General features: G+C 45.7%; 12 protein-coding genes. 7 read left to right on the plus strand and 5 right to left on the minus strand.

Annotated features, from left to right (window positions below; all coding sequences use genetic code 11):
- The first annotated feature begins 313 nt into the window (after nucleotides 1-313).
- The 6 genes from dapD (at nucleotide 314) to FC15_RS08420 (ending at nucleotide 6,264) form a co-directional block, all read left to right on the plus strand.
- Nucleotides 314-1,030, plus strand: coding sequence for a 2,3,4,5-tetrahydropyridine-2,6-dicarboxylate N-acetyltransferase (dapD, locus tag FC15_RS08395; RefSeq protein ID WP_057825735.1), 717 nt, complete (start codon nucleotides 314-316; stop codon nucleotides 1,028-1,030).
- A 75-nt stretch (nucleotides 1,031-1,105) separates the two neighbouring features.
- On the plus strand, nucleotides 1,106-2,275 hold the full coding sequence (locus tag FC15_RS08400) for an N-acetyldiaminopimelate deacetylase (protein WP_057825737.1): 1,170 nt from the start codon (nucleotides 1,106-1,108) through the stop codon (nucleotides 2,273-2,275).
- Nucleotides 2,276-2,303: 28 nt separating this feature from the next.
- Entirely contained in the window at nucleotides 2,304-3,176 is an 873-nt protein-coding gene (gene dapA, locus FC15_RS08405) for a 4-hydroxy-tetrahydrodipicolinate synthase (RefSeq protein ID WP_057825740.1), read from the plus strand.
- A gap of 2 nt (nucleotides 3,177-3,178) precedes the next feature.
- The gene (dapB, locus tag FC15_RS08410; RefSeq protein ID WP_057825742.1) at nucleotides 3,179-3,928 is read left to right on the plus strand and encodes a 4-hydroxy-tetrahydrodipicolinate reductase; all 750 of its coding nucleotides are present in this window, start codon (nucleotides 3,179-3,181) and stop codon (nucleotides 3,926-3,928) included.
- Between the two features lie 34 nt (nucleotides 3,929-3,962).
- A complete protein-coding gene (locus tag FC15_RS08415; protein ID WP_057825744.1) occupies nucleotides 3,963-5,159 on the plus strand; it encodes an aminotransferase class I/II-fold pyridoxal phosphate-dependent enzyme in 1,197 nt (398 codons plus the stop codon).
- Nucleotide 5,160: 1 nt separating this feature from the next.
- Nucleotides 5,161-6,264 carry an aspartate-semialdehyde dehydrogenase gene (locus tag FC15_RS08420; RefSeq protein WP_057825748.1) on the plus strand — a complete coding sequence of 368 codons (1,104 nt, stop codon included), beginning with the start codon at nucleotides 5,161-5,163 and terminating at the stop codon, nucleotides 6,262-6,264.
- Between the two features lie 101 nt (nucleotides 6,265-6,365).
- Here the strand turns inward: FC15_RS08420 and FC15_RS08425 are convergent, their stop codons facing one another.
- The 5 genes from FC15_RS08425 to FC15_RS08445 form a co-directional block, all read right to left on the minus strand.
- Nucleotides 6,366-7,361, minus strand: a complete 996-nt coding sequence (locus FC15_RS08425; RefSeq protein WP_057825750.1) for an ABC transporter ATP-binding protein — start codon at nucleotides 7,359-7,361, stop codon at nucleotides 6,366-6,368.
- On the minus strand, nucleotides 7,348-8,436 hold the full coding sequence (locus FC15_RS08430) for an ABC transporter ATP-binding protein (RefSeq protein WP_057825751.1): 1,089 nt from the start codon (nucleotides 8,434-8,436) through the stop codon (nucleotides 7,348-7,350). The genes FC15_RS08425 and FC15_RS08430 overlap by 14 nt, the downstream gene beginning before the upstream one ends.
- 20 nt (nucleotides 8,437-8,456) lie before the next feature.
- A complete protein-coding gene (locus FC15_RS08435; protein WP_057825753.1) occupies nucleotides 8,457-9,485 on the minus strand; it encodes an ABC transporter permease in 1,029 nt (342 codons plus the stop codon).
- Nucleotides 9,482-10,420 carry an oligopeptide ABC transporter permease gene (gene opp3b, locus FC15_RS08440; RefSeq protein ID WP_057825756.1) on the minus strand — a complete coding sequence of 313 codons (939 nt, stop codon included), beginning with the start codon at nucleotides 10,418-10,420 and terminating at the stop codon, nucleotides 9,482-9,484. The genes FC15_RS08435 and opp3b overlap by 4 nt, the downstream gene beginning before the upstream one ends.
- 607 nt (nucleotides 10,421-11,027) lie before the next feature.
- Nucleotides 11,028-11,666, minus strand: a complete 639-nt coding sequence (locus tag FC15_RS08445) for an NAD(P)-dependent oxidoreductase (protein ID WP_307724955.1) — start codon at nucleotides 11,664-11,666, stop codon at nucleotides 11,028-11,030.
- A 240-nt stretch (nucleotides 11,667-11,906) separates the two neighbouring features.
- Here FC15_RS08445 and FC15_RS08450 point away from each other — a divergent pair, with 240 nt between their 5' ends.
- The gene (locus tag FC15_RS08450) at nucleotides 11,907-12,380 is read left to right on the plus strand and encodes an 8-oxo-dGTP diphosphatase (protein WP_146979109.1); all 474 of its coding nucleotides are present in this window, start codon (nucleotides 11,907-11,909) and stop codon (nucleotides 12,378-12,380) included.
- Nucleotides 12,381-12,412: the final 32 nt, after the last annotated feature.

The raw sequence follows: 12,412 nt of genomic DNA on the forward strand, positions 1-12,412 counted from the left end.
GATTACCTAACTTTCTGCGTGTGGAACGGCTGTGGCGGTTGTAATGAATTTGACGAAGCAAAAACCATGTAACCAATTCACATTGCCTAATTGACTTCATGCTAGCGAAAAAAGATGAACAATTCAAGAAATAATTTTGTGGATTTTGTGTGAATTAACTGGGTCATCGTCATTCTTTCTTCACACCGTTTTGGTAAACTAAGATTGAACAATTAAAGCAAGAAATATTGAGGCTCAAACGCCCTTAGTTTGCGAATGGCGAGGGAACAGACTATACTTTTTTTAAACTAAAAATTTACGGAGGAATGACGAGATGGCACAGAAATTTCAGCCCGAACAAATTATTGAATACATTGCTAATTCACCTAAAAAAACACCAATGCACGTGATTTTTGCGGGGGAGGTTGCGCGATTAACACCAGTGCCTGAAACAATCGAGAGTTTCTTAGACGTCAAAACTGGTCAGTTATTCGGCGATGCCGGTACGATTCAGCCATGGCTCGCCGAGAACCAAACAGTGATCACAAAAATTCATTGCGAAGTTACCGGTCGTAATACGGGTGTGCCACTCTTAGATATCCAATCAATCAATGCCAGAATTGAACCCGGTGCGATTATCCGCGAACATGTGACGATTGATGACAACGCCGTAATCATGATGGGAGCTGTCATTAACATTGGTGCAGTGATTGGCAAAGGGACAATGATCGACATGGGCGCAGTGCTCGGTGGACGAGCAACGGTTGGACAGCACTGCCATATTGGTGCTGGTGCTGTTCTGGCTGGCGTTGTTGAGCCTGCCTCCGCAACACCGGTCATCATTGAAGACGACGTCCTTGTTGGCGCGAACGCCGTTGTGCTGGAAGGCGTGCACGTTGGCAAGGGTGCTGTCGTGGCAGCAGGTGCCATCGTGGTGAATGACGTGCCAGATAATGCAGTCGTTGCGGGTGTCCCAGCTAAGATCATCAAGATGAAAGATGAAAAGACATGGCACAAAACAGGCTTGATCGATGCCTTGCGTCAATTATAGTCCTGAGAAATCACCATCCACAATGTTTCTGATTTTTGATTGAGACGTTCAAAGGTATTGAAGGGAAGTCATGAGTTGACTGATTTTAGCCATGATTTAAAGACAGATGAATTGATCAAGATTCGACGTGACTTACACGCGATTCCTGAATTGGCCCTGCATGAAACTCTAACTCATACGTATCTGTTGCAGGTACTGACGGCTTGGCAAACCGAGCGAATGATGATCAAGATGATTCCTGAAGTCCCGACGGCGATATTGGTACGCCTACAGGGGACGGATCCCCAACGTACGATTGGTTACCGGACAGATATAGACGCGTTACCTATCACTGAAGAGACAGGGCTGCCATTTCAGTCCACGTTACCCGGACAAATGCACGCGTGTGGGCATGATGTTCATATGACGGTCGCACTGGGCATTCTACGACACTTTATTAACCACCCGCCAAAAGACAATTTGATTTTTTTCTTTCAACCTGCGGAAGAAGCGGATTATGGCGGCTATCGCGTCTATCAGGCCGGCGCGTTTGAAGGAGAGTGGCGCCCGGATGAATTCTTTGCACTTCATGATGATCCCGCACGTCCGGCTGGACAAATCGCCACACGAATGGGAACACTCTTTGCCGGGACGACTGAGATTCATCTGACGTTTACAGGCCAAAGCGGCCATGCAGCTTATCCACAGCTGGCACAAGATGCGCTGGTTGCAGCAAGTGCGTTTGTGATGCAGGTGCAGACGGTTGTTTCACGGAACGTGGATCCTGTTCGCGGTGGTGTTGTGACGATTGGGAGTTTGCATGCGGGCGAAGTGATGAATGTGATTGCTGGCGAGGCAAAACTAGCCGGAACGATTCGAGCCTTTCGTCAATCGGATATTCTGATGATGCAGCAACGTGTTCGCGAAATTGCAGAAGGCGTCGCACAGACTTATGGCATAAAAGCTGACTTGAAATTGATTCAGGGTGGCTATATGCCGGTAGAAAATGCGGCTGCACTGACTACCGATTTAATCAGTTTTATGACGAAAGACCCCACCATTGATTTTGCCCTTGCTGAACCGGCAATGACCGGCGAAGACTTCGGCTTTTTGACGCAGAAGTTTCCAGGTACAATGGTCTGGCTTGGCGTTAATGATCCGAAACATACGTTGCACAGCGCACAACTAAATCCCGATGAACAAGCATTACAGCCCGGGGTAGCAGCCTTTGTACGTTATCTGGAACATCGGATGTCCATCGATTAATCATCAACATGAATAGAGGAGTGATTCTGTGTTAGAGAATCAAAGAATTTTAACCGCCTTAATTACACCATTTACAGATAAAAATGAGATTGACTACTTAGCACTTGATGCCCTGACTGATCGCCTGATCCAAGAGCATAGTGATGGTTTCGTCATCGGTGCCACCACGGGTGAGTCACCAACTTTGACTCATGATGAAAAAATTGAATTGTTTAACCACTTCACAACCTATGTCGGCAATCGTGCGGTTGTGGTTGCGAATGTGGGTAATAATAATACGGCGGAGTCAGTTAATTTAGCCAGAGAAGTGAGTGCGATTGCTGGCATCACTGCAGTCCTCGCCGTTAATCCTTATTACAGTAAGCCGAGTCAAGCAGGCATGAAGGCTCATTTTATTGCCATTGCTGAAGCCTCGGCCGTTCCCGTTATGCTATACAACATCCCTGGACGAACTGTTGTGAGGCTAGACAATGAAACGTTGATCGAGTTAGCTAAACATCCCAATATTCAAGGGGTTAAGCAATGCACCACGGTTAGTGATCTGCAGTATTTAGTTGAGCATACGGATCCGGATTTCGCTGTTTATACCGGCGAAGACACGCAGACGTTAGCGGCGCTCCGAGTGGGTGCGCGCGGCGTTATCTCGGTCGCTTCACACGTGTATGGCAACGAAATGCACGACATGATCACAGCTGCTGAGCACGGCGAAGACCAGCTTGCGGATGAGAAAATGGCACGGCTAGCACCACGTATGGATGCTTTCTTCGCATTTCCTTCACCAGCACCAGTTAAAATGGTTCTCGCAGCACGCGGTGAGATCAGAAATAATCTGCGTTTGCCAATGATTCCCCTAACTAAGAATGAGGCAGCAGAAGTCAATACGATTTTGGAGGCGGAGTAGTCATGGCAAACGTCTTTATTGGTGGTATTCATGGAAGTATGGGTCGGCGCGTCCAAGCCGCCATCGATGCAACTGATGACTTGAAAGTTGTCGGTGGGCTGGATCGTCAGACGAATCTGGCCAGTCAGCTTCCAGTTTTTCAAAAAGTTGAGGACATTAATGTTCAAGCCGATGTCTGGGTCGACTTTACGATTGCATCGGTCGCAAAAGTGAACGCTGAATGGGCATTGCAGCATGATTTCAACGTGATTATTGGCACGAGTGGTTTAGATCAAGCTGACTTTAAGGCGTTGGGTCAATTAGCGGTGGCACATCACCAGCGCTTATTGATTGTACCGAATTTCGCGATTTCAGCCGTGCTGTTAATGCAATTTGCTGAAAAGGCTGCACAATATTTTCCGGACGCAGAGGTGGTCGAGGCACACCATGCCGACAAAGTCGATTCGCCTTCGGGTACGGCGAGAGCGACCGCACAATTGATTAGCGCTGCTCGTCAAAAATCACCAATCGCCCCAGAAGAAACCAGTCAACCCGCACGTGGTGAATGGGTGGATGATGTCCCTGTGCACGCTTTGCGTTTACCTGGCTATGTCGCCCAAGAGGAAGTTTTGTTTGGTGGTCAGGGCGAGAGTCTGAGTATCAAACAAGTCTCGTTTGATCGCTCTTCGTTCATGCCTGGCGTTCTCTTGGCGGTACGCCAAATTAGAACATTACCTGAAGGCTTAACGGTTGGATTAGACGCCTTGCTGTAAATGAATTTTGGTTGTATTAAGAAAGGATCTTTTCATGCCAGAATTAAAAAAGAGTTTAATGGATTTGGGTAATCGCCGACTAGCAACAGTGCCACCTTCCGCGATTCGTGAATTTGACAATGAAATTACGACGATCCCTGGACTGATTAAGTTGACGTTGGGGGAGCCGGACTTTCCTGTATCAGATCAAGTCAAACAGGCGACAAAAAAGGCCATCGACGAAAATTACTCGCATTATGCACCATCGTTCGGGTTCATCGCACTCCGCCAAGAGATTAGTCAATATCTTGATCGCAGATATGAAGCACATTATGATCCCGAACATGAAGTTGTTGTGACAGTCGGTGCCACTGAAGGTATTTATGCGGCGATTTCTGCCCTTTTTAATCCCGGTGAGACCATCCTTGTACCCACACCGGCCTTTCCTTTATACGAGACCGTAGCACAGGTAAATGGCATTCAAGTGATCGAAGTGAATACCGCGCCAGCCTTTTTATTGACCGCAGAGAAATTAACTGCAGTCTTGACCCAGCATCCCGAGATCAAGGGAATCGTCTTGAACTACCCGAATAACCCAACTGGTGCGACTTATACTCATGAACAACTCGAGCAATTGGCAGCAGTGATTCGTCAGACTGATTTGGTCGTTATTTCAGACGAAATTTATGCAGAATTGACCTATCAGGAATCACATCTAAGTTTGGGAAAATTGTTACCAGAACAGACGGTGTTGATCAGTGGTTTTTCTAAGTCTCAAGCGATGACAGGTTACCGAATCGGTTATCTCGCGGGACCGCGTCAATTGATTGCAATGGTGGGCAAGATGCATCAATTTTTAGTCACCACGGCGGCCTCGCCGATGATGATGGCTGCAACTGAAGCCGTAGCGCACGGTGAAATCGCGACAACAGAAATGCGCGAAACTTATTTACAACGGCAACAACTCATCATGGCGGCTTTGACACAATCAGGCTTTACCGCACCAAAACCTGCAGGGGCCTTTTATATTTTTGCAAAGATTCCGGCAACGTTGACTCAAAATGATGTTGAATTCTCGTATGATCTCGCGAGGAGCGCCAAAGTTGGTGTGACACCTGGCTCTGTTTTTGGGTCAGGTGGTGAAGGTTACGTTCGCCTTTCTTATGCTGCTTCGACCGAAAATCTTCAAGAAGCTGGTCGTCGAATTCAGCAGTATGTCTCCGCGAAAGCTAAACAAGCAGAGGGAATTTAAAATGGGAAAAGAAAAATATCGTGTCGCAATTTTAGGTGCTACGGGTGCGGTTGGAACACGCATGATCCAACAACTTGAACAATCTACGATTCCAGTCGGTGAGATCCGTTTACTGGCTTCAGCACGCTCAGCTGGTAAGACATTGAGCTTTAATGGCAAGTCCATCGTTGTCGAAGAAGCTCGACCAGAGTCATTCGATGGTATCGATCTGGTGCTGGCCTCAGCGGGTGGTTCGAATTCAGCGCGTCTATTGCCAGAAGCCGTTAAACGCGGGGCCGTCTGTGTTGACAACACGTCTTATTTTCGGATGAATGACCAAGTACCGCTGGTCGTTCCCGAAGTGAATGAAAAAGATCTTGCGTGGCACCACGGGATTATCGCGAATCCAAATTGTTCGACGATCCAAATGGTCATGGCACTCGAACCGGTGCGCCAAAAATATGGACTCACGCGCGTCATTGTTTCGACCTATCAAGCAGCTGGCGGTGCAGGTCAGTCTGCAATTGATGAACTCGAAACTGAATCACAAGCTTATTTAAATCGCGATTCAGAAAAGGTCACGCCAGCAATTTTGCCAGTTAAAGGCGACACACATCATTATCAACTGGCGTTTAACTTATTACCACAAATTGATGTCTTCGAAGCGGATGGTTACACACACGAAGAATGGAAAATGATCCATGAAACGAAGAAAATTATGCTTGGAGATAAGAATTCGCCCGAGATAAAAGTAACGGCGACGTGTGTACGTGTTCCCGTATCTGTCGGGCATGGGGAATCGGTTTGGTTTGAAGTTGCGGATCAACAAAAGCCGACCATTGCTCAGTTGCATCAGTCGATGGCTGCGTTCCCTGGACTCGTCGTGGTCGATGATCCGGCTAGTCAATTATATCCACAACCTAAAACGGCGGAGGGACGCCGTGAAACCTTTGTTGGTCGCGTCCGCCCTGATTTAGAAACGCCGGGGGCATACAATTTGTGGATTGTTGCAGACAATCTGTTGAAGGGCGCTGCGTGGAATTCTGTTCAGATTGCAGAACGATTAGTTGCGGATGATCTTGTCCGCGTTCCAGAGGGTAGTGCTGCATTATTTGCGACTGAGTGATGACCTGAATGGTGGGGCGCCGACGGGAAAAATCTAAATTTTGAAGCCTATCAAAAAAGTTCCTCCGAAATGAAATTATAATTTCATTTCGGAGGAACTTTTTAGGCATTCAGCGGTGACTTACCGAGTGCAGAAGCTTCATGTAAATATTTTTCAGCTGTGGCTTGATAATCCGCAAGCTCATCTGCAGCCGCAAAGACGAAGTGTCCAGGGACAATTTCTTGTAGTGTCCGGGGGTGGTTGTCGAACTCGATGCTGTCATCATAGTCGGTTCGGTGTCGACTGCGTTCGTACATTGGATCGGGTCTAGGAACCGCAGAGAGCAAACTTTTTGTGTAGGGATGGAGGGGATGATTGTAAACTTCATCCGCGGCTGCCAGTTCCATTAAGCGGCCATTATGCATCACTGCAATTCGATCAGAGATATATTTAACCATCGATAAATCGTGCGCAATGAATAAATACGTCAGGTTTTGCTCTTGTTGGATTTCTCGAAGTAAGTTGACCACTTGGGCTTGAATGGAAACATCTAATGCAGAAATAGGCTCATCGGCGATAATGAAGCGAGGCTGAACAGCCAGTGCGCGTGCAATCCCAATACGCTGGCGTTGTCCACCAGAAAATTCGTGCGGGTAACGAGTCGCATGATCACGACTGAGTCCGACTAAATTTAAAAGTTCGTTCACACGGGCATCGCGTTCCTGGTCGTTCTTGACAAGGTGATGGACGTCTAAGCCTTCTGCGATGATATCTTTCACTTTCATCCGTGGATTCAAGGATGCATACGGATCTTGGAAAATCATCTGCATTTCACGACGAAATTCCAGCATATCCCGATGTTTGATACGACTGATGTCTTGACCATCGAACAAAATTTTGCCGCTGGTGGGATTGTACAGCCGAATGATGCTACGTCCGGTGGTACTCTTACCAGATCCGGATTCACCCACCAGCCCAAATGTCTCACCCTCATAGATATCGAAGCTGATATCATCGATGGCTTTCACTTCGTTAGGTTTGCCAGGATTGAAGTATTGTTTGAGGTGTTGAACTTGAACAAGTTTTTTGCGAGGACGATCCGAATTAGTTGCTGACATTTTTATCGGTCTCCTTCTGTGGAAACGTGCCAATTTGACCACTCGCAATCAAATCACGATAAAGCTGTTGGCGCTGTTGTATTGCAGCAGGTGGTTCAATACTCGGTGCATCTGGATGTAGTAACCAAGTTGCCGCGTAATGGGTGTTTGTCACCTTGAAGAAAGGTGGCATAGCTTCATGATCGATGGCTAGCGCATAAGGGTTACGTGGGGCAAAGGCATCACCGTCTGGCGGATCTAATAAATTTGGGGGTGTGCCGGGAATAGCGTACAGTTTTTCAGAATGGGTATCAAGTGTTGGCATTGAGTTCAGCAGTCCCCAAGTATAGGGATGCTTGGGATCGTAGAAAATTTCGTCGACCGTTCCGTATTCGACAATTTTGCCCGCATACATCACGGCGACACGATCGGCAATTCCAGCAACCACACCTAGATCATGAGTGATAAAAATAATGGAGGTGTCGATTTTACGCTGAAGATCTTTCATCAAATCAATGATTTGCGCTTGAATCGTCACATCGAGCGCAGTTGTTGGTTCATCCGCAATCAGGATTTCTGGATAATTGACGATTGCCATGGCAATGACGACTCGTTGACGTTGTCCACCGGAAAACTGATGAGGGTAGTCCTTCATTCGATTTTTAGCATTGGTGATTCCGACCAGCTCGAGCACTTCTTCCGCTCTTGCCATGGCGGCTGCCTTGTTCATCTGACCATGAATCAAAAGTGGTTCGGCGACTTGTTTACCAATCGGCATCGTGGGATCGAGGGAAGTCATCGGATCTTGGAAGATCATCGAAATATCATTTCCACGAAGATTTTCAATTTGACGATCAGTCATGCTCAAGATATCTTGATCTTTAAAATCAATTTCGCCACCAACGATATGCGCATTATTGGCGAGTAGACCCATGATACTGCGGACAGTCACGGATTTACCTGAACCGGATTCACCGACGATCGCGAGTGTTTCGCCTTTATTCAGGTGAAAGCTGACATCGCGAATAGCCTGGACTTGGCCAGCAAACGTGGCAAAATTGATCTGTAAATTTTTAACGTCTAGAATTTTTTCCATCGGTGTGTCTACTCCTTTCGTCAGTTGTTAGTCTTTGGATCAAAAGCGTCACGTAAGCCATCCGCAAGTAAATTGAAGGCAATCATGATGATGCTGATTGCGGCAGCGGGGTACCACATCTGATAAGGTAAGAAACGGAATGTTTTTTGTCCATCGGAAAGTAGCGTCCCCAAAGACGCGTTGGGTGCTGGAATACCAATCCCAATAAAGCTTAGAAAGGCCTCGAAGAAAATGGCAGTCGGGATCGAAAACATCGTCTGGATAATAATTGTTGAGGAAAGGTTTGGTATCAGGTGTTTAGTTGCAATTTTGAAGGGGGACTCACCAATTGTGCGCGCCGCTAGAACATATTCCTGCGTTTTCAACGTCAGCGTTTCTGCTCGAATTAAACGAGCCATCGTGATCCAACCGGTGATCCCCATTGCGACGACGATGGACCCAAGCCCTGGCGTGAACAGCAACAACATCAAAATGACAACGACAAGATTCGGGATCGAAGAAATAATTTCGATGATACGTTGCATGATCGTATCAGTGTGACCCCCACGCCAGCCAGAAATAATACCATAGGGCACGCCGATCATGAGATCAAAGAGCGTTGCGAGCATGCCAATCAAAAGTGACAGCGCGATACCTTTCATCAAGCGTGAAAATAAATCACGCCCTAAGTAATCGGTTCCGAGAATGTAATACGTTCCCTTGGGAACATTGGCCTGTGCATACTTGTCAACAAGTTGACCACCGACATTGGCCTGACCTGTGAAACCGGGAATACCATTGCCAATCTTTGGCGGCAAATTTGCGTAGGCAACATGTTGCGCGTTGGGATCGCTAGGTGTCCACCAAATTGAAACGATTGAAATTAAAATAATGATTGCCAATAACCAGAAAGAAATAATGGCGGCTTTATTTTGTTTCAGACGTCGAATGGCATCTTGAAAGAAGGTTAATGATGGCGCAGAAATCTTCTCTTGTGCATCGGTATCGTTGGCGCCAACACGTTTAAATGAATCTGGTGTGAGCTCTAATTTATCTGCTTGTTCGCTCATGATTGTGACCCCTCGCTTCCACTAAGTCTGATTCGCGGATCAATCAAGCCATATAGAATATCCACGATTAAAATAACAACGACTAACATAGTTGAATAAAGCATTGTTAATCCCATGATAGTCGAATAATCGTTGGTTGTAATTGACTTAACGAACTGATCACCGATTCCAGGAATTGAAAAAATGTTTTCGACCACCATTGATCCCACCATCAAATCGACCGCCATTGGCCCGATAATCGTGACGACGGGAATCAAAGAGTTACGCAAAGCGTGTTTAGCGACGGTTTGCCAAGGGGTATTACCTTTTGCACGTGCTAATTCGATGTAATCAGAGTTTAGGACGTCGACCATTTCGGTGCGCATGAAACGTGCGGTCGTTGCGAGTGGCGCCATCGCCAGAGCAATTGTTGGCAGAATACTCGAGGTAAATCCTTCCCACAATGCAATTGGGAATAGATGTAATTTAAAGGCCAAGAAGAATTGAAGCAGGACGGCAAAAACAAAGTTGGGGATTGAACGACCAATAATGGCAAAGAATGTGGCAACCGTATCTACCCACGAGTTTTTGCGAATTGCGGCAATGGCACCCAATAAAATTCCCAATAAGGTACCTAGAATGATTGCTTGCAAGCCAATCTGCATCGAAGGCCCGATTCGACTCGCAATTAAATAAGAGACAGGTTGATTGTTGAACTGAAATGATGTGCCTAGATCGCCATGTAATAAGCCCCCAAGGTAGATGAGGTACTGTTGAAAGGTTGGCTTATCCAAGCCATATTGATGATTCATGATATTAATTTGTTCAGTCGTCATCTTCGCCTGATTGGCATAAGGTGAACCGGGCATCAGCTTCATTAAGAAGAATGTCGCCGTCGCGATAATGAACAGTGTGAGAATCATATACCCCACACGTTTGAGAATATATTTCCCCATAGATGCCACTTCCTGACTTGAAATATGATGGTTTAAAATTTTAATCTGAATGAATAATTCTAAAAAAGTAATCGACCTTTGAAAAAGCGAGGCGAATAGCTAACTTATTGATAGTGCGTTCCCTAAAATTTTACCTGTTTACTTACTGTTTGTAAAATCATGGCAACTCATTGGCCCTGAATAAGTTGCAGTTGACGTGCGTGTTCTTAAGACACGAAAAAAAACACCAGGCGGGCAACCTGGTGTTTTGGAGGAAGTACAAACAATGATCAAAGCGGGCACTTCAATCAAAATTTTAAAAGGGAGGAATAAAAAAGAAAAAAATTAACGTAATTGAGCTTATTGGGAGATAGAAAGCTAATTTGAAGTGCAACAGTCAATGACCGGGTAAGTCGTCGATTGCAACCTCAACTTTCTATATTTACATTATAAGGTCTGACTATGAAATAAATTTGCCACAAAATCGAGTAATCCTCGACGAATTCATGAAGAAAATTTGATGGCACACCCAAGTTGAGTTGCAGTGCTTGGTGTAGACAAATAGACGAGCTGTGCCAATTCAAACAATTGGTTCAACTCGTCTATACGTATGAAGAAATAGATTCAGTTAGATTGAGCAAACTGTGTAGCGTTGTTGTTGATGTTCTGGCGCTTCAATCTCATCTAACATGGCAATCGCATAATCCGCCATGCTAATTTCACTCTTACCATATTTATCGATCAAAAGCTGTTCCTGACCGACCTTGTACTTACCAGTTCGAGCACCATTGACGAGAAAATCCGCAGAAGGACTTAAATAAGTCCAGCGAACATCTTTGGACGCCTGAAGATAGTCGAAGGCTTTACCCATATTGATCGAGGTTGGTTTGAAGGCATCTGGGAAAGCATCTGTATCGTATAGATGCTTGGTCAAATTTGCATCGACATAAAGACTGCCCGCTCCACCAACCACCAGTAAACGAACATCGGTGCCTGCTAAAATCTCAACTAAATGCTTCATGGCTGCGAGATGCTGGATTTCTTCGCCTTCAGGTGCATTGTAGGCGCTGATCAAAACATCGAAGTCTTTGATATTCTCATTGGTCAAGTTGAACAGGTCGCTATGGAGAAAAGTCAGATTGTCTTCGACGATTGTTTTTGGCGCATTCCGCACGATGCCAACAACTTCGTGCCCGCGACGCAACGCCTCTTCCGTCAAGAATGAACCAACATGTCCAGTTGCACCTATAATTCCAATTTTCATCATTCATCGATCTCCTTTTAAGGGTAGATTAATTACTTTTCAATCCATAAAACCGATTTGTTGATAGCGGTTTCAAGATAACTTAATCATAGGCGACTTAGGATGTTTTTACAAGCGAAAACGGCCTGTGAAATTAGAAATAATTTTATTTTTGACTTTAGGGCGACTATTCTTTCGAATTAAAAAACGTTAAACTATCTTTTAAAGAAGATCTAAGAATAACTGGTTGTTGGAGGTGACGAAATGGCAAAGCATTTTCCTGAGAAAGCATTATTTTTGAATATGGTTATGATTGAAGATGGTGATCAAGTACTGGTTGAGAATCGACGTAAGCCAGATTGGCCGGGAATTACGTTTCCGGGCGGACACGTGGAACCTAATGAGTCGTTCGTGGCGTCTGCGGTTCGGGAGGCTCGTGAGGAGACTGGTTTAGAAATTGCCAAGCTTCAACTCGTCGGTCTGTGCCAATACCTTGATCAGAGTGCAGAAGACGTGGACTTTCGCCGTGTGATCTATTTCTATCGCACACAAACTTTCAAGGGGGAGTTAAAAGCAAGTCGTGAGGGTGAAGTTTACTGGATGCCACGGAAGAAGTTACGGGAGGTTCAATTGGGCGGAGGAATGTCTGATTTTTTGACGGTTTTTGAGACGCCTGAAATTTCTGAATTAATTTATTTAACTGATCAAATGGGTCATAGCACGACGCAATTCAACTAATCGAGTTGAGCGAACACAGATTTGCGACATAA

This window comes from Lapidilactobacillus concavus DSM 17758 (assembly GCF_001435835.1).
GTDB lineage: Bacteria > Bacillota > Bacilli > Lactobacillales > Lactobacillaceae > Lapidilactobacillus > Lapidilactobacillus concavus.

Coding starts and splice junctions, on each gene's coding strand:
- dapB (WP_057825742.1), top strand. CDS start 3,179: ATGGCAAACGTCTTTATTGGTGGTATTCATGGAAGTATGGGTCGGCGC.
- FC15_RS08430 (WP_057825751.1), bottom strand. CDS start 8,436: ATGGAAAAAATTCTAGACGTTAAAAATTTACAGATCAATTTTGCCACG.
- FC15_RS08420 (WP_057825748.1), top strand. CDS start 5,161: ATGGGAAAAGAAAAATATCGTGTCGCAATTTTAGGTGCTACGGGTGCG.
- FC15_RS08425 (WP_057825750.1), bottom strand. CDS start 7,361: ATGTCAGCAACTAATTCGGATCGTCCTCGCAAAAAACTTGTTCAAGTT.
- FC15_RS08435 (WP_057825753.1), bottom strand. CDS start 9,485: ATGAGCGAACAAGCAGATAAATTAGAGCTCACACCAGATTCATTTAAA.
- FC15_RS08450 (WP_146979109.1), top strand. CDS start 11,907: ATGGCAAAGCATTTTCCTGAGAAAGCATTATTTTTGAATATGGTTATG.
- dapD (WP_057825735.1), top strand. CDS start 314: ATGGCACAGAAATTTCAGCCCGAACAAATTATTGAATACATTGCTAAT.
- FC15_RS08445 (WP_307724955.1), bottom strand. CDS start 11,666: ATGATGAAAATTGGAATTATAGGTGCAACTGGACATGTTGGTTCATTC.
- opp3b (WP_057825756.1), bottom strand. CDS start 10,420: ATGGGGAAATATATTCTCAAACGTGTGGGGTATATGATTCTCACACTG.
- FC15_RS08415 (WP_057825744.1), top strand. CDS start 3,963: ATGCCAGAATTAAAAAAGAGTTTAATGGATTTGGGTAATCGCCGACTA.